General features: G+C 28.3%; 19 protein-coding genes. 6 read left to right on the plus strand and 13 right to left on the minus strand.

Going from position 1 to position 21644, the window contains the following annotated elements:
- Positions 1-353: 353 nt before the first annotated feature.
- Positions 354-800 (minus strand): hypothetical protein, encoded by a 447-nt coding sequence (locus ACJDT4_RS07900; protein WP_406787018.1) that lies wholly within the window; start codon positions 798-800, stop codon positions 354-356.
- A 139-nt stretch (positions 801-939) separates the two neighbouring features.
- Entirely contained in the window at positions 940-1860 is a 921-nt protein-coding gene (locus ACJDT4_RS07905) for an undecaprenyl-diphosphate phosphatase (protein WP_406787019.1), read from the minus strand.
- 328 nt (positions 1861-2188) lie between these two features.
- Here ACJDT4_RS07905 and ACJDT4_RS07910 point away from each other — a divergent pair, with 328 nt between their 5' ends.
- From ACJDT4_RS07910 to ACJDT4_RS07920, 3 genes are all read left to right on the plus strand, one after another.
- Complete coding sequence (locus tag ACJDT4_RS07910) at positions 2189-3082, plus strand: YitT family protein (RefSeq protein ID WP_406787020.1); 894 nt, start codon at positions 2189-2191, stop codon at positions 3080-3082.
- 79 nt (positions 3083-3161) lie between these two features.
- Positions 3162-4517: a MurT ligase domain-containing protein gene (locus tag ACJDT4_RS07915; RefSeq protein ID WP_406787269.1), complete on the plus strand. Its 1356-nt coding sequence runs from the start codon at positions 3162-3164 to the stop codon at positions 4515-4517.
- Between the two features lie 11 nt (positions 4518-4528).
- The gene (locus ACJDT4_RS07920; RefSeq protein ID WP_406787021.1) at positions 4529-5251 is read left to right on the plus strand and encodes a type 1 glutamine amidotransferase; all 723 of its coding nucleotides are present in this window, start codon (positions 4529-4531) and stop codon (positions 5249-5251) included.
- A gap of 339 nt (positions 5252-5590) precedes the next feature.
- On the opposite strand, the gene clpB is transcribed toward ACJDT4_RS07920, so the two are convergent.
- From clpB to ACJDT4_RS07945, 5 genes are all read right to left on the minus strand, one after another.
- Positions 5591-8188 carry an ATP-dependent chaperone ClpB gene (gene clpB / locus ACJDT4_RS07925; RefSeq protein WP_406787022.1) on the minus strand — a complete coding sequence of 866 codons (2598 nt, stop codon included), beginning with the start codon at positions 8186-8188 and terminating at the stop codon, positions 5591-5593.
- 123 nt (positions 8189-8311) lie between these two features.
- The gene (locus tag ACJDT4_RS07930) at positions 8312-9568 is read right to left on the minus strand and encodes a helix-turn-helix domain-containing protein (protein ID WP_406787023.1); all 1257 of its coding nucleotides are present in this window, start codon (positions 9566-9568) and stop codon (positions 8312-8314) included.
- Between the two features lie 22 nt (positions 9569-9590).
- Entirely contained in the window at positions 9591-10895 is a 1305-nt protein-coding gene (locus ACJDT4_RS07935) for a helix-turn-helix domain-containing protein (RefSeq protein ID WP_406787024.1), read from the minus strand.
- A 243-nt stretch (positions 10896-11138) separates the two neighbouring features.
- Entirely contained in the window at positions 11139-11309 is a 171-nt protein-coding gene (locus tag ACJDT4_RS07940; protein ID WP_406787025.1) for a YtxH domain-containing protein, read from the minus strand.
- Positions 11310-11378: 69 nt separating this feature from the next.
- Complete coding sequence (locus tag ACJDT4_RS07945) at positions 11379-12320, minus strand: YkvA family protein (protein WP_406787026.1); 942 nt, start codon at positions 12318-12320, stop codon at positions 11379-11381.
- Between the two features lie 170 nt (positions 12321-12490).
- Here ACJDT4_RS07945 and ACJDT4_RS07950 point away from each other — a divergent pair, with 170 nt between their 5' ends.
- Positions 12491-14239 (plus strand): ATP-dependent metallopeptidase FtsH/Yme1/Tma family protein, encoded by a 1749-nt coding sequence (locus tag ACJDT4_RS07950; RefSeq protein WP_406787027.1) that lies wholly within the window; start codon positions 12491-12493, stop codon positions 14237-14239.
- Positions 14240-14847: 608 nt separating this feature from the next.
- Here ACJDT4_RS07950 and ACJDT4_RS07955 read toward each other — a convergent pair.
- Both ACJDT4_RS07955 and ACJDT4_RS07960 read right to left on the minus strand, forming a co-directional pair.
- Positions 14848-15822, minus strand: coding sequence for a rhomboid family intramembrane serine protease (locus ACJDT4_RS07955; RefSeq protein ID WP_406787028.1), 975 nt, complete (start codon positions 15820-15822; stop codon positions 14848-14850).
- Positions 15823-15840: 18 nt separating this feature from the next.
- Positions 15841-16239 carry a DUF6762 family protein gene (locus ACJDT4_RS07960; protein ID WP_406787029.1) on the minus strand — a complete coding sequence of 133 codons (399 nt, stop codon included), beginning with the start codon at positions 16237-16239 and terminating at the stop codon, positions 15841-15843.
- Between the two features lie 93 nt (positions 16240-16332).
- On the opposite strand from ACJDT4_RS07960, the gene ACJDT4_RS07965 reads away from it, so the two are divergent.
- Positions 16333-16683: a hypothetical protein gene (locus tag ACJDT4_RS07965; protein WP_406787030.1), complete on the plus strand. Its 351-nt coding sequence runs from the start codon at positions 16333-16335 to the stop codon at positions 16681-16683.
- Positions 16684-16690: 7 nt separating this feature from the next.
- Here ACJDT4_RS07965 and ACJDT4_RS07970 read toward each other — a convergent pair whose 3' ends face one another.
- Positions 16691-17116 carry a Fur family transcriptional regulator gene (locus ACJDT4_RS07970; protein ID WP_406787031.1) on the minus strand — a complete coding sequence of 142 codons (426 nt, stop codon included), beginning with the start codon at positions 17114-17116 and terminating at the stop codon, positions 16691-16693.
- Positions 17117-17377: 261 nt separating this feature from the next.
- Between ACJDT4_RS07970 and ACJDT4_RS07975 the strand changes: the two genes are divergently transcribed.
- A complete protein-coding gene (locus ACJDT4_RS07975) occupies positions 17378-19477 on the plus strand; it encodes a methyl-accepting chemotaxis protein (protein ID WP_406787032.1) in 2100 nt (699 codons plus the stop codon).
- Between the two features lie 115 nt (positions 19478-19592).
- Here the strand turns inward: ACJDT4_RS07975 and ACJDT4_RS07980 are convergent, their stop codons facing one another.
- Genes ACJDT4_RS07980 through ACJDT4_RS07990 form a run of 3 tightly spaced genes read right to left on the minus strand, consistent with a single transcriptional unit; the run spans position 19593 to position 21499 of the window.
- Positions 19593-20144 carry a manganese efflux pump MntP gene (locus tag ACJDT4_RS07980; protein ID WP_406787033.1) on the minus strand — a complete coding sequence of 184 codons (552 nt, stop codon included), beginning with the start codon at positions 20142-20144 and terminating at the stop codon, positions 19593-19595.
- A gap of 55 nt (positions 20145-20199) precedes the next feature.
- A complete protein-coding gene (locus ACJDT4_RS07985; protein WP_406787034.1) occupies positions 20200-20634 on the minus strand; it encodes a PadR family transcriptional regulator in 435 nt (144 codons plus the stop codon).
- A 16-nt stretch (positions 20635-20650) separates the two neighbouring features.
- Positions 20651-21499: a DegV family protein gene (locus ACJDT4_RS07990; RefSeq protein WP_406787035.1), complete on the minus strand. Its 849-nt coding sequence runs from the start codon at positions 21497-21499 to the stop codon at positions 20651-20653.
- Positions 21500-21644: the final 145 nt, after the last annotated feature.

Genomic DNA, 21644 nt, shown 5'->3' on the forward strand with positions numbered 1-21644 from the left:
AAGTTTGATTTAAGCTCATCGCTTTATTTTATTAAATAGAATTTCTTCTATTCAAAAGAATTGCTGGTTCATTATCTCTTCTCTGTTTAATTTTCAAAGTTCAATGTGCTGCATAAGACAGCTTTTATATAATATCATTTTTAATTTGCCCTGTCAACATTTTTTTAATGTTTTTTCAGAACTCATTAATCACCGTCATCTTGCGACGACATGTAATATAATATCATACTTTTTTTAATTGCTTTTTTAATATACATTGGTTATACAAATTTATATCATTAATATTCACTTTTTCTTACTTTTTCTTTATATTTTTTATATTGATACTCTAGGAAGTGTTTATGTTATATTTACTACTTATTATAGATATAATTTAATTTATCTGTATCACTTTTATCGTAACTTCTACTTATATAGGCTTCAGTATTATCATGTACCTCAGCTGAAATTTCATCCTTATCACTTATTAAATCGTTTTTAATTAAATTTTCAATTGGTTCATTACCAAGTACAATATTCCATTCATCTTTAGACAAATATTTTTTATACAAGTCATATTCATTTTTCTCTACTCTTTGATAATATTGTCCGTCATAAAATAATACTATACCTGTATCCATTGCCATTATCTTTTCAACCGCAGAAGATATAGGACATTCTAATTTATCTGATACAATAATTACCATAAGTTTTTTTTCCTCTTCTACTAATTTAAAACATTGAACTCTAGTTGCACCTATGTTATTTTTTATCCATTTGCCTTCCCTAACAACATTTTCAATTATTTCTTGGGCATTCATTTTTTTAACTCCTCCTCTGCATTTTCCCTTTTCAATATATAATGTTCTCGTTTTTCATGCAAAATATACTTAAAATTATTTATAAAAAAATCTAGAAGATAATTGAAATCTTCTAGATTTTTATAGGTAGTTTATTCATCTATATTAGTTTCGCAAATCCTAATACTAAAACTACAATTCCAAGAAAAAGCCTGTACACAGCAAAAACTCTCATAGGCTTCTTCTTTAAGAATCCTATAAATCCCTCTACTACATATAATGCTACTATAAATGCTACTAAGAAGCCTATACCTAGTCCTATTATCTGTATGCTTGATAATACAATTTTACTTTTAATAAGCGAAAGTCCTGATGCTCCAATCATCATAGGTATGGCAAGAAAAAATGAAAATTCAGCACCCGCTACTGTTGTTAAGCCTACTATCCACGCTCCAATAATTGTTGATGCTGATCTTGACATTCCAGGCCATAATGCCAAACATTGAAAACATCCAATTATAATAGCTTGTTTAATAGTAACATCATCTACTCTTTTAATTTTTGCTTTTTTTCTAAATTTACTTTCTGCATATACCATCCACACAGCTCCAACAATTAATGCAGCTGCAACAGGTTTAGGATAAAATAATATTTTTTCTATTTTATGTTGAAATGGGAATCCAATTAAAACAGCTGGTATACACGCTATTACAATATTAATCCAAAATTTAAATCCTGGCTTTGTTTTATATCCATTTGAAAAAAATTCACCTACAATAGCAATTCCTGATTTTTGATGTTGTTTCATAGAAGGCCATAAATTTGATGGTTTAAGAGTTGAGATTATCTTGTCCCAATATAAAACAACAATTGCAAGTATAGCTCCAAGTTGAATCACAACCTCAAACATGTCAAGATATCCTTTATTATATAAACTTGTTGGAATTGCCCCTTCTTTAAAATTTATAATACTCCCTAGTATTATCATATGACCTGTTGAAGATACTGGAAGAAATTCTGTCAATCCTTCAATAATACCTTCAAGTACAGTCTTAAATATAAAAATTAAATTTATGTACATTATAAATTGCTCCCCTCTTTACGTATAATTATTTCTACACACAATAAATTAATTATACTATTTAATAGCATCCGTTCAACATTTTATTTAAAAATTAATAAAATAGTAACTAATTTATATTGTATAAACTAATTATCTCTACATATCATATAAATTTTATTCATTTATATCAATACAACTAATAAAATTTAATAAGCAATATAAATTAAAATTTGCAAATATTCCCTTTACTATGCTACTATAGCATAGCATTATGAATTTTTTCTTTCAAATTTCACTTTACGTGAATATAAAAAATTATAACTTTCTATTACAGGAGATGAGTATCATGGAGAAATTATCCGAACTCTATAAAAATGATTTTTTTATTACCACACTTAAAAAATATATGTTTTTAACTTGTGGGTGCATTTTATTTTCTATCTATGCGAGTATACTTCTTACGCCTTCTAAAATAGGTACCGGTGGTATTTTAGGCATATGCTTATCTTTGAACAAGCTTTTTAGCTTTAAGATAGGTATTACAACAATAATCTTAAACATACCACTTTTTTTATTCGGCTTTAAACTTCTTGGAAAGAATTTCGCAATAAAAAGTGCTTTTATAGTAGTTATTTCATCAATGTTAATAGATTATATGAATTTGCACTTTTCGAATTATCACTTTATACCTCCTTCTGATAAACTAACCTCTGCAATATTTTGTGGTGTAGTTTCTGGAATAGGAATGTCGTTGATTTTTATGGGTGGAGGTTCAACTGGAGGACTTGATATATCTGCAAAAATAGTAAAAAATCAAGCTAAATCTATTCCTCTCTCTAAAATAATGCTTTTTCAGGACATTATCGTATATATATTTGTAGGGATAGTCTTAGGTCCTCAATCCGTACTTTACGCCCTAATAATGAGTTTTATACGTTCAAAAACGATAGATACAATCCAGGAAGGTTTTTCATCTTCAAGACAGTGTTTTATAATTTGCACTAAATCAGAAGAAATTACTTCATCTATAAATGCAAAGTTGAATAGAGGAGTAACAAAGCTTGATGCAGTTGGTGGTTATTCCCATTTAAATAAGAAGGTTTTATACGTAGTCATCCAAAAATATCAGCTTCCAGCGTTAAAGCTCTTACTTAAGGAAATAGAACCAACAGCTTTTATTACAGTTTCATCTGTAAATGATATACTCGGAAATTACAAACAGGGCACATTTTCAGTGTAAGATTATATTCTTGCACTTTTTTTATTTTATATTTAGATGTAAATATTTAAAATATGTATTATAATAATATTCATTGGAGGTGTTCAAAATTAACATTAAAAGCTTTTTTAGTATTATTATCTCTAAGATTATAATTAAATTGTCGAAGGTTCTTTTTAAGGGTGGAACTAACTTTCCTGGTAAAGTGGCCTTAAAAATAGATAAAAATATTCTTTCTACTGTAACTAAAGGATACAATATAATCTTTATTACAGGAACAAACGGTAAGACTACTACTACTAATTTAATTTATAGCATATTAAATGATGCTGGTAAAAAAGTTATAACAAATAATACCGGTGCCAATTTAAAGCCTGGAATAACATCCTGTTTTGTTCAGCATTTTAGCTTTAAAAACAATATAGATAAATATGCTGTAATAGAAATAGATGAGGCAAACCTCAAGTTCCTTACTGAATATGTTGAACCCAAAATAATCGTTATAACTAATTTATTTAGAGATCAACTTGATAGATATGGTGAAGTTTATACAACCTTATCTAAAATAATGGAAGGTGTAAAAAAAGTTCCTAATACAACCTTAGTATTAAATGGAGACGAATCTTTACTTGGAGATTTAGACATTCCTAATCCTAAAATTTACTATGGTTTTAATTGTGCTATAAGCACTGATAATAAGATAAGCATAAACGCCGACGCAAAATTCTGTAAGAAATGCAAACATCCGTATAAATATGAATTTATAACTTATAATCATTTAGGCAAATTCTACTGTGAAAATTGCGGTTATAAAAGACCAGAATTAAATTATTACATAGATAAAATTAAGGATTTAGATCCTTCAGGCTCCTTAATATCAATTAATGGTAATGACTTTTATCTTAATCAACCTGGTGCTTATAATATATATAACGGTCTTTGTGCATATTCTGTCGCCAAAACGCTTAAAGTAGATAATTCAATAATATTTAACGCTTTAAAAAGTTCAAAAAGTAGTTTTGGAAGACAGGAATCTATAAACATAAACGGTAAAGATGTTAAAATAATTCTTGTAAAAAATCCCGCTGGATATGATGAGGCTATAAAAACTATAGCCCTAGACAAAAGAAAAATAGATTTAACTGTATTTTTAAACGATAATTACGCTGATGGACGTGATGTATCGTGGATTTGGGATGTAAACTTTGAAAGCTTGCAATCTTTAAATTTAGATAAAATTATGATTTCAGGCATAAGGCTTTATGATATGGGCATAAGATTAAAAACAGCTGGTCTAAATGAAGAAAGTTTTACTCTTTCTCAGACTTTTGATGAATTACTCAACGACTTACAAAGCTGCAGTGGTGATATAATATATGTTCTTGCAACTTACACAGCTATGATAGACTTTAGAAAATTTCTTTATTCAAAAGGCTTTATTAAAAAACTTTGGTAGAGGTGATAGTATTGGAACTTAACATATGCCATCTATATCCCGATTTATTAAACGTATATGGCGATATAGGAAACATACGAATTTTGAAATACAGGGCTGAAAAAAGAAATATAAAAGTAAATATTTTCAACGTATCACTTAAAGATACATTCGAAGGTAATAAGTATGACATAACTTTTTTCGGAGGTGGACAAGATTATGAGCAGTCCATAGTTTCAGCTGATCTTATACAAACTAAAAAATTTGCTGTAAGTGAGTATATAAATAATGGGAAAGTATTTTTAGCAATTTGCGGGGGATACCAACTTTTAGGAAAATATTATACTACTCCTGATGGTGAGAAACTTGATGGTGTTGGAATACTTAATATACAAACCGATGGTGGCTCAATTAGATTTATAGGTAATACAGTAATAGAAAATGAAGATTTTAAAGAAACTTATGTAGGTTTTGAAAATCATTCTGGAAGGACTTATATAAATGATTTAAAACCATTTGGAAAAGTAATTGTAGGGTATGGAAACAACGGTTCTGATGGTTACGAAGGTTGCATTTATAAAAATACATATTGTACCTATTTTCATGGTTCACTTCTTTCTAAAAATCCTGAACTTGCAGATAGACTTATAAAAACAGCACTTGAAAGAAAATATGGAACTATAAATCTTGAACCTTTAGATGACACTCTTGAACAAAAAGCCAAAGAATTTATAATAAAAAGAGAAAAAAAATAGTACTAAAAACAAGAGGAACTGCTGCACTAATAATTATTTAATATGTAATTTAAGAAGTAAAACCTTTAACTTTTTAATGAGTGAAATGAGTTGAGATTTTTCACTATTATGTCACTTCGCAACTTTTATATATTATATTTGAATAATTTTTTAGTGTGAAGGTTCCTTTTTCAAATCCATCTTCTGCTTTTTATCTATAACTTTTGTTATAAGTAAGTTCATTTTTTTTTATTCACTCATATCGTTAAAAATTTGAAAAGTATATACTCTTATGCCTTTTTGTAAAAAAATAGAAGGTAATTAAAACTACCTTCTACATAAAATGTATATGAATTGAATTTATATATTATATATATTTATATTACCATCTACTTCATCCACGCATATATTCATTCCATCATAAAATTCTCCGCTTATTATCTTTTTAGCTATTTCAGTTTCAATAGTATTTTCTATATATCTTTTTAATGGTCTTGCTCCATATAAAGGATCATATGCTTCCTTTTCCATAAGCTTCTTTGCATTTTCCGTAACAGTTAATCCCATATTTCTTTCTTTTAATCTTTTTACAATATCAACAAGAAAAATATCTATAATTTTTCCTATTTCATTATTAGAAAGAGGCTTAAACATAATTATATCATCAAGTCTATTTAAAAATTCAGGCTTAAATCTTAGTTTAAGTTCATTCATTACCTTATTTTTTATTTCGGCATCCACAGCTGAAACCTCTCTATTGTTAAGAAGATTACTGCTTCCTATATTAGAGGTCATTATGATTATACAATTTTTAAAATCAATTGTTTTTCCTTTATTATCTGTAAGTCTTCCATCGTCAAGAATTTGTAAAAATATATTAAATACATCATCATGTGCTTTTTCTATTTCATCAAATAAAACTACACTATAAGGCTTTCTTCTAACTGCTTCAGTAAGCTGACCACCTTCTTCATAACCAACATATCCAGGAGGCGCTCCTATGAGTCTTGATACTGAATATTTCTCCATGTACTCAGACATATCTATTCTTATTATATTTTCTTCACTATCAAAAAGGGTTCTTGCAAGAGTTTTAGCGAGCTCGGTCTTTCCAACCCCTGTAGGTCCTAGAAATATAAATGATCCAATTGGTCTTTTAATATCCTTTAAACCCGCTCTTGCTCTTATTACTGCATTTGATACTGCTGTAACAGCTTCATCCTGTCCTATGACTCTTTTTTTAAGCTCACTTTCAAGTCTTACAAGTTTTTTTCTTTCTCCTTCAACAAGCTTTGAAACTGGAATTCCTGTCCATTTTGATACTATTTCAGAAATTTCATTTTCAGTTACTTCTTCCTTAAGCATAGCATTTTCATTTTTATCTTTTATAGCATTTTCTTTTTCTTCTACCAGCTTTTCTAATCTAGGAAGTTCACCATATTTAAGTTCAGCAGCTTTGTTAAGATCATAATCTCTTTCAGCTTTTTCTATTTGACCTTTTATATCATCAAGCTTTGTTTTAAGTTCTTTCACTTCCCCAATTTGTGCCTTTTCTTTTTCATATTTGGCCGTCATAGCCTTATCTTTCTCTTTTAGATCACTAAGCTCTTTTTCTAAAACACCAAGTCTGTTCTTAGATGCTATATCATTTTCCTTGGTAAGGGCTTCCTTTTCAATTTCCATCTGAAATATCTTCCTCTTAAGCATATCAAGTTCAGTAGGCATACTGTCTATTTCCATTCTTATCATGGATCCAGCTTCATCAATGAGATCTATAGCCTTATCTGGTAAAAATCTTTCTGTTATATATCTATCTGAAAGCTTTGCTGCTGCAATTATTGCACTGTCATGTATTCTAACTCCATGATGAATTTCAAATCTTTCTTTTAGACCTCTTAGTATTGATATTGCATCCTCTACTGTAGGTTCCTCCACCAGTACTGTTTGAAATCTTCTCTCAAGTGCCTTATCCTTTTCTATATATTTTCTATATTCATCAAAAGTCGTAGCACCTATGCAGTGAAGCTCACCTCTTGCAAGCATTGGTTTTATAAGATTGCCAGCATCCATAGCCCCCTCTGTCTTTCCAGCACCAACTATAGTGTGAATTTCATCTATAAAAAGTATTATTTTCCCTTCACTTTTTTGAACTTCTTTGAGTACAGCCTTTAATCTTTCTTCAAATTCTCCCCTATATTTTGCCCCTGCTATGAGAGAACCCATATCTAGTGAAAACACAATTTTATTTTTAAGTCCTTCCGGCACATCACCTCTTACAATCCTTTCAGCAAGTCCTTCTACAATTGCGGTTTTTCCAACACCGGGTTCGCCTATTAGAACAGGATTGTTCTTTGTTCTTCTGGATATAATTCTTATTACTCTTCTTATTTCTTCATCTCTTCCTATTACAGGATCAAGTTTATGCTTTTTAGCCTCTTCAACAAGATTTCTTCCATATTTCTTAAGTGCATCATAAGTAGCTTCTGGCTCTTTAGAATCTACTCTTTGGTTACCTCTTACACTTGCTAGAGCGTTTAAAAATTCTTTTTTATTTATATTATTTTTTCTTAATATTTTGCTTACTACTAAATCATTACCTTCCATAAATGCAAGTATAATATGCTCTGTACTTATATAGGAATCCTTAAAATCATCTGCTATTTTTTCAGCAGTTATAAATATTTCTTCAAACTTTCTAGTTACATATATAGAAGAATTTCTGGCACCTTCTCCAAGTACCTTTGGCATCCTATCAAGCTCTTTTTCAGTATCATCCTTGACTGTTTTTGAATTTATACCCATTCTCTCAAATATATTAGGTATAAGACCATCATCTTGAGATATTATAGCCATAAAAAGGTGGATTGTATCTATTTGCTGGTGGTTAAACTTTAAAGCAATCGCCTGTGCCTCATTTATAGCTTCTTGTACTTTCACTGTCAATTTGTCAACATTCATACTTCCACTCTCCCTATCTTTTATTTACTAAAGCTTTTAACCTTATACAAGTTTCTCGATTCACTAGGAATTTCGTTTTGAAACCAGCATAAGGTAAACTATCCCAATATAATAACATCTTAGTTATATTTTTTTTCTTAATTTAATAGCTAAATTAAAGTATTTAATCGATTCATGAATGTTATTAAGATCTGCATACATCTTGCCCATTTCTAGGTATCTATTATACAATCTTTCATTATTATTCAATTTAAGAAGAAAATCTAATGAAAGGCTCATACACATCTCAAATGAAATTTTATTTCCAATTTTATCGAATATTTTAGCTTTTAAATAATATGCATTTTCTATTATAAGATAATTATTTATGTTAATAGAATAATTTAATATTTCATCACATAAATCTTCATATTTCGTTACATCTTTTGAATTTATTAAATCATTTATAAGATCTGTAATAAAATAAGAATACTTTTTGTTTCCTTCATTAGGAAATAGCTTCATGGAACCGCAAATAAGTTCCTTAGCTTTATCAATTTTATCTTCTCTAAGTAATCTCAATCCATGGTTGTACATAAATTGAGCTTTAACTTTAGAATTAGTTTCGAAATATTTTTCTCCTTCTCTTTCATACTTAAAAAAGTTTATATCATCCATCTTTACAGATAAAAATAGAAGAATATTATATATTTTTGCTTTTACTAAATCATCACTTACTTCGCTAAGATAACCAGTCAATTTACATGCAATTTTATAAGCCTTGCTGTAGTCACCCATCATTATATAAGATTGAGCTTCATAATAAAATGCTTTTATTTTTATATTATTTTTCTTAATTTTATTCTGTTCAATATAATCAATTATTATTCTATAATAATTAGCTGATTGAGAATACTCACTGCTAAAAAATAGATATCGCCCCATATCCATATAATATGTAATATTGTCAGTGATTTTTTGACTCTTTCTACATATATCATAGTATTCCGATGATAACTCTCTAGTTAAACTTATATTATTATTATCAAGATAGTAATTAAATAAAATATGCACAAATTCAAAAGCTATCTCATAGTAATTGTACTGCTTTGCATAATACATATTATATTTTAAATATTCTTCTTTTTTACTATCATCTATCTCATTAAACTTTTTTAAATTGTCTATAAACTGATTTTTAGTATCATATTTAAGATATTCAAGGCTTACATCTAGTTTTTTTGATATAAATTCGAGTATATAATCATCTGGAGCTATTTTCCCATTCTCTATACAGCTCATTTTAGATACAGATATTTTTTCATTACATATATCCTTTAAGGTCAACCTTTTGTATATTCTTGCTCTTTTTATTTTTTCTCCAACAGACAATATTTCCATGTATATTCACACACCTATCCAATTATAAGTCTTTTAATATGCCTATCTTTTTTAGTTTTTCTATACCCTTATTTAAATATTTAGCAGCTTCCACATCGCTCCCATTATCAATGTAATGTTTTCCCATAATCAAAGAAATTTCAGCCGTTTCTTTATCTAACCCCATATTCTCAGCATATTTTAGTGAAGCAAACAATATGTTTTCTGCTTCAACAAAATTCTTATTCATAAGATTAACCCTGTATATAAGCATGTAATATTTAAGCATATCTGATGGATCACTACTATCAACAACTTCTCCTATTTCATCAAGTACTTTTTGTGAATTCTCTGTATCTTTAAGTTTTATATAATTTTCGCAAATATTACCCAAAGTTTCTATTAGAGCATGTCCTTTACTTTTGCTTCTAATTTCCTTAGCCCTTTTAAGATGTTCAAACGACTCTTCTATATTTTCAAATTCAGCAAATAACTTTCCTAGATTATTTTCAATTTCACCTACAAGCATATTTTCATCATTTTCTTTAAAGACTTTTAGAGACTTTTTTGAGTACATTATTGCATTATCAATATCACCTTTTTCACAATACTGCTTAGATAAAAGGATTAGAGTTTTTGCATATTCTTTTTTATTTTCAAGTTGATTAAATTTCTCCTTCGCAAGCATACAATAATTAATGGATTTATCTATTTCATCCATTTTAAAATATATCATAGCCATAGAATAATATATTTCTCCTATCAAAAAATCATTGCTTATACTATTATTATTAAATACTTGTTCTGCTTGTTCAAAATAGCTGCAAGAAGAATTATATGCTTTTAAATAAAAAGTAATCTTCCCAAGTTTTATAAATGTATTTACAATTTGTTCGTGACAGTTCAACTTTATAAATATAACATTCGATGAAAGGAAATACTGTTGTGCTAATCCTAGTTCTTTTTTGCTCATATTAATACATCCATGCAGATATAAAATCTCAGCTTTCCTATACTCATTCTTATAGTTTTCCGCATAATACATAGCCTTTTCAAGATATCCCTCTGCTTCCTCATATTCATCATTCAGTATATACGCTTCTGCAGTATTTTCATAATAAGTACAAATCTTTTCTGCTTGTGTTTCTTCTGTTTCCATTAGATACTCTACTGAAGTATTAAGCGTACTGGCAAGATATTCAAGCAAATCCATACTTGGATTCGATTTGCCTGATTCAACAAGACTTATCTGTCCTGGTGTTATCCTATCTCCTGCTAAATCCTTAAGAGTCATACCGAGTTGTTTTCTTCTAGTCTTTATTTTTTCTCCTAATGATAATATCTCCATAATATATCTTCCTTTGCCATATGTATTTAAAAGTTGTCTAAATAATTTACATTTAAACCCAAGTTATTTATATAAAGTTTATTTTTTTCTACTTTTACTTAATTATAGCATATTTCTTTTAGTAAAGAGCAAAAATTAATGATTTTTTTAATGAAATTCAAGATAACGTTTAGTTACCTTGAATTTCATTTTACTACTTAAATATCTTTATTAAAATTATCAAATTAAATGATTAAATTCGACTTATTTATTCCAGCTTTTCATAGAATCCATCAAGTCTTCAGCTGTATTTCTTATAATTCTACCTGATCTACCAAATCTTCTTCTTGTATTCCAGCTTAGCTGTGGCATTATTAACATACCTGCAACTGCACCAATTACAGCCCCTGCTGTCATTCCTCTTAAAAATCTCATTATAACACACTCCTTACATATAAAATTTAAATCTACATATATAGTGTGCATTTTTTTTTTTATTAAACATTATTTTTTATTACTTTTACGCTTCATAGATGCTATATACTTTAAAATTTTAATAGCATTGCCTGTCCCAATATTATTAAATATAAATTTAGTTCCATCCTTAATTTTGCAAATTATATCCTTATTTCCTTGCCAATTTTCAATTATAATTTTTTCAGGAACTTCATTTACAATTCTATCTAAAACAAAAAATGTTAGACTTATATCATCTACTTGTCCCAAAACTGGTATAATTTCAGCTATTATCTGAACAGGCGATGCCAAATACGCAATTGTTCCTGCTATTATAACTTTCGTTTTCATTTCAACTCTATTATCCTTCAATAGCCTTCCAAGTAAAACTATTAAATCTGGTAAAATCATAAAATACTCAGCAAATTTTTCATATTTTTTAGGAATTTTACTACATATATTCTTTCTTATTTTTGTATATCCATCAACTATCTTCCTTACCTTCTCATCGCTATCTTCTTTATGTATACTTTCAATTTCTTTTTCTTTTGTATATATTAAATTTTCAACTTCAACTTCTAAATATCCTTTGTGTGATTTTATATAATTAACCTTAAAATATATAAATGGAATTATTTTTGATAAAATATCTATGTCTATATACAAATTATCTTTTTTTAAATCAATACCAATATCTTTTAATATATTAGTAACTTTATTAATAAGATAAGTTAATATGTCAATACTCACCCTTACTTTTGCTACTTTTATACTTAATATTTTCGCCATAACGATATTGTTTTTTACCGATCCAAATCCTAATTTAACTTGAAATGGAATTTTTATGCCCTTACTATATGTACCATATACTGTTAGAATATCACCAATGGATATTTGTTGTATGCTTAATTCTTTAACATCAACATACTCCTCAATTATTTGCAGAATGTCATTTTCGCTTATTTTTACTATGACGCTTGATATCTTCATGACCTTCCCCCTAACAAAATTTTCATTGCCTCAATAAAAGTATAAGTTTATAACTTCAATTAGTAAAGCCTATATTGCAATGATGTTTTTACTCTATTTTCCAATAGACATAAGCGTATTTGTGAGTATATAATGTATTATGTAAACCAAACTTGTGCGGAGGTGCGCTTATGAAATTCTTCAAAAACAAATATATGCTTATACCTTTATTTGTTTCTATACTTTCTGTTTTTTTAATAGTAATATCTAATGTTTATTATAAAAATAACAATTATGTAAACTATTCTAAGTTCCAAAATGATATAGCTAGCAAAAAAATTTCTAAAGTTTATTTAACAAATTCGCCAAATATAACTGTTAAACTAAAAAATGGAACTACTTATATTACAGATAATCCGAGAAACTTAATATTTAAAGAGACTTTATTAAATTCTGGAATTGAAGTTTCAGAACAAGCTCCCGTATATGTTATAGATGTAATTCCAACTATTACTTTAGCTTTATCGGTACTAACACTCATAGCTGTTTTCATAAAATCATCTAAACTAACTTCAAAAAAAGTATTTGCTGTAGATAATCTTAACGCTGATGAAGTAAAAGATATTAATGTAAACTTTGAAAATGTAGCTGGTAATGAAGAAGCAAAAGAAAATGTAAAGGATGTTATTGATTTTTTAAAAAGTCCAGAAAAATATTATTCCTATGGTGCAAGAATGCCAAAAGGAATAATACTATATGGAGAACCTGGAACTGGTAAAACACTGCTTGCAAAAGCTGTAGCTGGTGAGGCTAATGTACCTTTCTATGCTATGTCTGGTTCAGATTTTGTGCAAGTTTATGTTGGAGTTGGAGCTAGTAGAATAAGACAATTATTTAAAAAAGCAAGACTTCATGGACGAGCTGTTATCTTCATAGATGAAATAGATGCAATAGGTAAAAAAAGGGATGGAGGAAAATCTGGTGGTTCAGAAGAAAGAGATCAAACTTTAAATGCTTTACTTACAGAAATGTCAGGTTTTAATGAGAAACAAGGTATAGTCATTATTGCAGCAACAAACAGACTCGATATACTTGATTCAGCTCTTTTAAGACCTGGAAGATTTGATAGACATATAGAAGTCACCTTGCCAGACATATCGGCTAGAAAAAAAATACTAACACTCCATATGAAAAATAAGCCTATAAATAATATAGATTTAGATGATCTTGCAAGAAAAACAGCATATTTTTCAGGAGCCAAACTTGAAAACCTAGTAAATGAAGCCGCTATTCTTGCCTGTAAGGAAAATAGTAAGTACATTGAAAATATTCACTTTGAAAAAGCCTTCTCAATAGTTATTGCTGGACATGAAAAAATAAATAGAGATTATATAAGCATTAATGATAAGAAAATAACAGCTTATCATGAAGTTGGACATTCTATTGTTTCTTTAAAGCTTCTTCCAGAAGAAAAAATATCAAAGGTAACTATAATTCCAAGCACAAAAGGGGCCGGTGGATATACTTTAAGTGTTCCACAGGATAAAATGTACCAAAATAAAGATTATATAATAAAAAGAATAATGGTTTTACTTGGCGGACGTGCTGCCGAAGAAATTATTTTTGGAAAGAAGAATGTAACTACAGGGGCCTATAACGATCTAAAACAAAGCACAAATATGATCACAAACATGATTACAAAATACGGTATGGGTACAAGCTTAGGTCTTTTAAACATTGATGAGTTATACGAAATTAACTATTCTGTATCAAATTTAGTTATAGAAGAATGTAAAACAACTGTAGAAAATTTATATAATAAGACAAAAGATTTATTACTTGAAAATAGAGATTTATTAGAGGATTTTACAAATACTCTACTTGAAAATGAAACTATGTATGACGATGATATAAAAAAATTATTACAAAAGCAATCATAACCACCAGCTAAGTTGGTGGTTTACTCAGCTAGTAACAACAATGTTGTTACTAGCTGGACTGAAAATATGCTCCAACCTATCATATATAGCAAAATATATTCGTTACATATGGTTAATATGTGAATAAGCAAATTAATTAGCTAAAAATTATATTCAGTTAGGCTTTAGTATATTCTTTTTAAAGCTTAACTGAATTATTATTATCCCTTAAAATTTCACCTTATATTTTAATCATACAATAAAATATTTTCTATATGATTATTAAAGAACTTTAACTCTACTCTTTATAGATATCATTTTCATAAATAAGGATAATGGGCTTACGCCCAAGCCCCGCGGCCTTGCTTTCTATTTATCTTTTAGTTTCTGCCGTTGCTAAAAGAGTGCTTTTTTTGGGTTATAGAAGGATAATGGGCTTACGCCCAAGCCCCGCGGCCTTGCTTTTTATTTATCCTTTGGTTTCTGCCGTTGCTAGAAGAGTGCTTTTTTTGGGTTATAGAAGGATAATGGGCTTACGCCCAAGCCCCGCGGCCTTGCTTTTTATTTATCCTTTGGTTTCTGCCGTTGCTAGAAGAGTGCTTTTTTTGGGTTATAGAAGGATAATGGGCTTACGCCCAAGCCCCGCGTTTGTTTACTCCTATAATGGCGGATATTATGATTCCACTTATAAGACCACCTATGTGAGCAAAATTATCTATATTAGTCATGCTTACTCCTATAAAAATATTTAAAACTATTACAGCTATTATATTTACAAAAAGTTCTTTACCAATTCTATTCTTAAACCTAAAGGAGAACACTAATACAGCTCCAAGCACACCAAAAATTGCACCAGATGCACCAATAGATATAGCATCACTAAACAAAAAGCTCACGTACGAAGATATTATTCCAGACAAAAAATATATAAAAACATATTTAATTCTACCATAAACTTTTTCAACCATATAACCAACACAATATAGTGAATACATATTTGAGGCTATATGTATTATACTTCCATGCAGAAACATACAGGTTATAAATCTATAGTATTGTCCAGACATAATAAGCTCGTTATTCTTAGCTCCTAGTGTATTTAAAACATTAATATCCATAGTAAATGGGTTTCCTGAAAGAACAGAAGAAATAACATACATAATCAAGTTTAATAAAATAATGCTCCAAGTAACCCAATAGTTATTATCTTTACTAGTACTTTCTATATCACTTATAAATTCCTGCAGCAGCATGCCTATATTTGATACTGTACTGTCACAATATACAATTTTTTTAGTATTCTCATCTATTAAAATACTTTTGCCTTGAATATCATTTAGACAATCATTTAATTTACCATTGGTAAAAATCACCTTTATTACAAATTCATTTCCAATATCTTTTAAAGTACCATATGAACAAATTGAATCACCTATTTTATCAGTATTATCAATATCTGAAAAAATTATATAGTATTTTAAACTATTACTTTCAAATACTATAGACCAAAAACTTACATTTTCTATATGATTTTTAAATTCTATTAATTTGCCACCACAACTGCTGCATAACCTTTCAACTAAATACTTTTGAAACTTATCCATTTACTCTCCTTAAAAATTCTAAATATAATCTTCTTTTTTATCCTTCATAACACTAAATATCCTTTTCAGCTCATTATTTATTAAAGTGCATAAAAGATTTATTTTCTTTCCCATTTCTTCGTAATCATCTATATAATCAAATTCTGCACACCACGTAGGATTATATTCATCATCCACATCTATAATATGGAAACCCTTCGATGAAAAAACACTCTCATCCATAAGGTCATAAGCTGCACTATACTCCCAATCCTCAACATCAACCTTAGTATCAAAAAAAGCAACTACCTTTTCTCCATTATAATATAGCTTTTTTATGTATTCAGCTCCTTCATTTACAACATAGCTTCCTAACTCTCTTATAAAAACCTTGCCCTCTTTATCTTTTTCCATTAAAACTAAAGATGAAAAATCCAAATAAAAAACCACCCTTTCCAATATATTGCTATTGCAAATTAGCGTTATAAATTATATAATTATTTTGTAATTTTTTCCATAGGAGTTGTTAAAATGCGTAAAATTAAATTTAGGTACATTATAGCTGCAATAGTATTGTTTCTAGCTATAGTATGTATACATCATACAATATTAATACAAAAATGCAGTGATATAACATATGCAGCAGATTATTATACAACTACTGGAATTTTTAATAAATACAAATTGTATAAAATAGATTCTTATTATATAAAGTTCTCCGACGGTCATGAGTCAACTTTAGTAATCACAGGAATTAAAAAAACTCCGCCTCACAGTGTTGTTAGCTATGAATTAACTCTTATAAAAAGCAAATCAGGCATATGGAAAATGAAAAACATAAAGGAAGTTCCATATAAAGATACGAACTTTAGCACAGAATAAATTTATTTTATAGCTTATTGGTGTGCTTACTTATACATTCTTTACACATTGCTTTTAATTTTAATTCATGATCTACTAAAACGAAGCCCGTTTCATTTTTTATTAATTCCTCAATTTGAGTCATAGGACAATCTATTTCTATCTCTTTATGACAAATGCAGCATGTTAAAATATGCTTATGATTGTGACATTTTACCTTGTACCTATACTTTCCATCTCCAAGGTCAACCTTATCTAAAATATTATTTTGCTCAAATAGATCTATAGTTCTATATACAGTAGATAAATCCATATTGAGTCCACAATTTTTACAGTAGTCATATATTTCTTGAACATTTAGCACCTTATCTGATTTGTTTAAAATGTCTAAAATTTTAATCCTACCTTTAGTAATCTTTATATTCTTATTTCGCAAATAATTTTTCCATTCCATTATTTATTACATCACCTTAATATAATTTATAATATATTTTTAATTATAGCATAAATATTATTCTCTTAGTAAACTTTTAAGCTATAAATATAGATATCAAATACAAATTTCCGTTTCATATTTTTATTAATTTTCACTAAAATAATGTCGAATTTTTGGTTGATATGCACATTTTTTTTGTATTATTATATCAAAAGTAGCCGATAATGTTTAAATCGTTTTCATTGTATTGTACTATATATTATAAAGGGGGAGGTATAAATGGTTAAAAATCACTCTAAAAATTCTAAAACTAAATTACCTAAAAATATTTCTAAAGATTTAATTGCAGATTTAAAAGTTAAGAATGGATTGCTAAAAAAATTAGTGCTTTCTTTCTCTTCACTTATAGTAGCTTCGCTGCTCGTATGTGGAATAGTAACATATTTAATATCAAAATGGAAAGTAACTAATGATTTTAAAAATTCAACACTACAAATACTAAATCAAACAAAAAACTATGTTGAACTAATAAATTCAACTGTAAATAATTCTTCTATGCAATTACTTCAAAATCCAAATTTTATATCGAAACTTGTAACAGACACATCTGACTATTATGATCAATATACAATAAGAAATGAGTTAAAAAGCTCATATCTTGCGCCTATAGCTAATTCAATGGATATAATAAAAGGTTCTGCTATAATAAATGAAAACGGTTTATCGTCAACTTCAGACGCAAATGGATTATCTGATAGTCAGCTAAAATTTGATATGTCTTCAAGCTGGTACAAAAAAGCAATTTCTTTAAATGGCAAAGCTTTTTGGACAGCCCCAAGACAGGTTGCTTATCGTGGTACTGATAATCAAAACATATTAACTATAAGCCTTGTAAGATTTCTAAGGGATCCATCTACTTCTAAACCTGCTGGAGTCTTATGTCTTGATATTGATACAGATGAATTAAACTCAAAATTATCTGATGTAAAAATAGGCAAGGATGGATACATTTTTGTAGTAGATTCTGATGGATACATAGTATCCAATAAAAATAAAAGCTTAATTGGAACAAAAATAAAGGATAGTTATTTTCCTAAAATAAAAAATTTATCTACTGGAAATTTCACTTATAAAAATATGTATGGAGTATATTCTACTTCAACAGAAACTGGTTGGAAAATTATAGGATTAGTTCCAAAGTCAGAATTATCGGCTACTGCAACAACCGTTGGTATGTTTACAGCCCTAATAACCTTGATTTGCATAATAATTTCACTGATTATTTCCATTATTACAACATACCAAATTTCTATGCCAATCAAAGACATGATAAGTATTACAAAAGATTTATCCAATGGAAATTTTCATGTTGACTGCAATAAAAAATATAATATAAAAGAATTAAATAATCTTTCTCAGAACTTCAATAAAATGATAATAAACTTAAAAGAACTACTTTTACGTACTTCAACTCTAAGCTTGGAAACAAATAAATCTTCGTCATATATACTTGATGTTTCCAATAATCTTAGAGAATCTTCAAATGAAATTACATCTGCTGTACAAGAAATAGCAAATGGTTCCTCGCTTCAAACAGAGGATACCTTAAAGTGCTTACAAATATCTGATAATCTAAACAATGAAATAAGCAAAAGTGTTAATTTACTTACTTCTGTAAACTCAGCAACGGATAAATCAATAAAATTATTGTCCAAGAGTAATTCTATAATAGCTAGCTTGAATGATGCATCTAATATCAATTCAAAAGCTATGGAACAAGTAGTAACTAAAATGAATGATCTCGCTTCTAATACTAAAAATATAACTGTAATATTGAGTAAAATTAACGAGATATCAGAGCAAACTAATTTACTTGCCTTAAATGCTTCAATAGAAGCTGCTCGTGCTGGTAAAGCGGGATTAGGTTTTGCTGTTGTTGCGGATGAAATAAGAAAATTAGCCGCTCAATCTCAAAATGCTTCAAATGATATAGGGGTTATATTAAATAAAATTAATACTTCAATAAAGTCCTCGCTTGACTTATCAATGAAGGCTCAAGGTACTTTTTCAAACGAAGCAGCACAAGTTAAGGATACAATTTCCACCTTCTCTGAAATTGAAAAATCTATCTCTGAAATAGAAACTTCAATGAAAGTTTCTATAGAAGCTATAAATTTAATTGATAAAGAGAAGACAACATTAAATGATAATATTTCCAGCATAGCAAGTGTTTCTGAAGAAAATACTTCCACTACTGAAGAAGTTTCAGCTTCAGTAATAGAACAAACAAAAGTAAATGAAGAAATATTTAATTTAGCACAAAAATTAACCACGCAAGCAGAAGAACTTAAAAAGCTAATAGATACTTTCAAATTTTAAATAAAGGTTATATTTTAAAATAGCTTTTATAAAAAATCAGCACTGATTTAAAATATAGCTTAAATAAAAAAGTAGGAGATATGGAAACTCCTACTTTTTTATTTAAAATTTTTAGTTAAAAAAACATCATTTTTATGCCAAATAAAACTAAAATCACTCCGCCTATGTAATTAGCGTATCTCTTTATTATTTCTATTCTTCTTAGAAATTTTGCTATTAAAAAACCTATATTAGATACTATAAATGTGGTTATTCCTATAAATATTGATTGAAGCATAATCATATAATTTCCATTAATTTTATTAAATATTGTAAATCCAACTACTGCAGCATCTATACTAACAGAAATACCTAATATAATATACATCTTAAAATTCAAAAAAATATTTTCAGGCTTTTTTTGGAAACCATCTTTTATCATAAGTACTCCCACAATAGATATAACAGTACCTCCTATAATTTGGGGAATAGTTACTATATAAGTATTAAAAACAAAACCAGCGTATGCTCCTATAAAAGTTAGCAAAAATTGAAAAGTACCAAAAGAAATTGCAAAAAGTATTTTATTTTTCTTCTTTACTGCTTCGTTAAATCCTATACTTAATGCTACACCAAATGCATCTAATGAAAGAGCCACTGCTATTATAAACAGTAAATATAGACTCATTAAAATCCTCCTATTTAAGTACTATAAATTATTTTATGCTTATGATACAAAAATATCACTCTTCATCATACAGATCTTTATAAACAATCTTAAAAACCTCTAGTGCCTCTTTCATTTTATCTTTTAGGAGTAATTTCTTATTTTCAAGCTCTATTAAACCTTTATCTGTAATATTGTAAATTTTTTGAATTTTCTTATTTCCTTCATTCCATGTGCCTATGACTAATTGTGCCTTCTCCATTTTCTTCAATATAGGGTATATCCCACCTGTACTTGGAACCCATAAACCGTTAGTTTTTTGACCTATTTTATGCGCTATATCATTACCATTTGTTGCTCCCAAACTCAATATATAAAGTACATAAAGTGGTAACAATCCTTTAGTAAATACCTGCCCAACCGCTTTACCCTCTTTTTCAACCTTCTTAAGCTCTGCTAATTTTCGCTTATACTCTTCATATAAACGCTTCTCTTCTTCTTTTATATCCATATTCAGCTTTTTTAACCTACTCTAACTCTAATAGTACAATCCCTAGAGATCCAGGACCACTATGAACGCCTATAACAGGTGTTACACAACCACCAAAATATAAATTTACTACATTGGGAAGCATTTTTACTTTTTTAAATAAATCATGGGCTTCTTCTTCTGCATCTCCATGTGCAATATAAACGTTACATTTTCCTTTGCTTATTATATCTTTTGCTATCTCATATATCCTATTAAGAGATTGTTTTCTTCCTCTAACCTTATCGTAAGAATAATAACATCCCTCTTCATCTATCCCTATTATCGGCTTTATATTCAAGAATTGTCCTATTGTACCTGCTATTTTTCCTATCCTTCCTCCTTTTTTTAAATACTCCAAAGTACCAACAACAAAAAACATGTGTATTCTTTTCTTTATAAGTGGAACTTCTTTAACAATTTCATCAAAGCTTTTCCCCTCTTGTATTAATTTTGCACATTCTTCAACTAAAACTCCTTCTCCCAATGACACAGATTTTGAATCATATATAAAAGATTTAATATTTTTATGATTCTCTGCTGTTAGCTTAAGACCATTAAATATTCCTGATAATCCCGTTGAAAGGGTAATTGCTATAGCATGAGTATATCCTTCTCTCTCAAGTTTATCATATAAATCTTCCATATCTTGAAGTGCTGGCATTGATGATGTAGGTATTTCAAACTTAAAATTCCTATAAACTTCTTCTGCTGTTATATCCACTTTATCTTTATATTCCTTATCACTATAAATAATTCTAAAAGATAAAACATTAATTCCATATTTATTAATTACTTCTTCTGAAAGATCCGCAGTAGTGTCTGTTATTAAAGCTATTTTTTCCATTTTATAATTCCTCCTGATTTTTGATCATACTTAAAATAATTCAATATCACCATACAAATTATTTATTTTTACATATGTATTTTTTTACTATCAATATAAGATAATCTTAATTAATTATATCACTACTGATATGATTATCAATAGT

The organism is Clostridium neuense (assembly GCF_045310695.1).
GTDB classification, from domain to species: Bacteria; Bacillota; Clostridia; order Clostridiales; family Clostridiaceae; genus Clostridium_S; species Clostridium_S neuense.

Bases quoted from the DNA above. Each gene is read 5' to 3' on its own strand.
- ACJDT4_RS07900 (WP_406787018.1), bottom strand. From the start codon at position 800: ATGAATGCCCAAGAAATAATTGAAAATGTTGTTAGGGAAGGCAAATGG.
- ACJDT4_RS07905 (WP_406787019.1), bottom strand. From the start codon at position 1,860: ATGTACATAAATTTAATTTTTATATTTAAGACTGTACTTGAAGGTATT.
- ACJDT4_RS07910 (WP_406787020.1), top strand. From the start codon at position 2,189: ATGGAGAAATTATCCGAACTCTATAAAAATGATTTTTTTATTACCACA.
- clpB (WP_406787022.1), bottom strand. From the start codon at position 8,188: ATGAATGTTGACAAATTGACAGTGAAAGTACAAGAAGCTATAAATGAG.
- ACJDT4_RS07930 (WP_406787023.1), bottom strand. From the start codon at position 9,568: ATGGAAATATTGTCTGTTGGAGAAAAAATAAAAAGAGCAAGAATATAC.
- ACJDT4_RS07935 (WP_406787024.1), bottom strand. From the start codon at position 10,895: ATGGAGATATTATCATTAGGAGAAAAAATAAAGACTAGAAGAAAACAA.
- ACJDT4_RS07940 (WP_406787025.1), bottom strand. From the start codon at position 11,309: ATGAGATTTTTAAGAGGAATGACAGCAGGGGCTGTAATTGGTGCAGTT.
- ACJDT4_RS07945 (WP_406787026.1), bottom strand. From the start codon at position 12,320: ATGAAGATATCAAGCGTCATAGTAAAAATAAGCGAAAATGACATTCTG.
- ACJDT4_RS07950 (WP_406787027.1), top strand. From the start codon at position 12,491: ATGAAATTCTTCAAAAACAAATATATGCTTATACCTTTATTTGTTTCT.
- ACJDT4_RS07955 (WP_406787028.1), bottom strand. From the start codon at position 15,822: ATGGATAAGTTTCAAAAGTATTTAGTTGAAAGGTTATGCAGCAGTTGT.
- ACJDT4_RS07965 (WP_406787030.1), top strand. From the start codon at position 16,333: ATGCGTAAAATTAAATTTAGGTACATTATAGCTGCAATAGTATTGTTT.
- ACJDT4_RS07970 (WP_406787031.1), bottom strand. From the start codon at position 17,116: ATGGAATGGAAAAATTATTTGCGAAATAAGAATATAAAGATTACTAAA.
- ACJDT4_RS07975 (WP_406787032.1), top strand. From the start codon at position 17,378: ATGGTTAAAAATCACTCTAAAAATTCTAAAACTAAATTACCTAAAAAT.
- ACJDT4_RS07980 (WP_406787033.1), bottom strand. From the start codon at position 20,144: ATGAGTCTATATTTACTGTTTATAATAGCAGTGGCTCTTTCATTAGAT.
- ACJDT4_RS07985 (WP_406787034.1), bottom strand. From the start codon at position 20,634: ATGGATATAAAAGAAGAAGAGAAGCGTTTATATGAAGAGTATAAGCGA.
- ACJDT4_RS07990 (WP_406787035.1), bottom strand. From the start codon at position 21,499: ATGGAAAAAATAGCTTTAATAACAGACACTACTGCGGATCTTTCAGAA.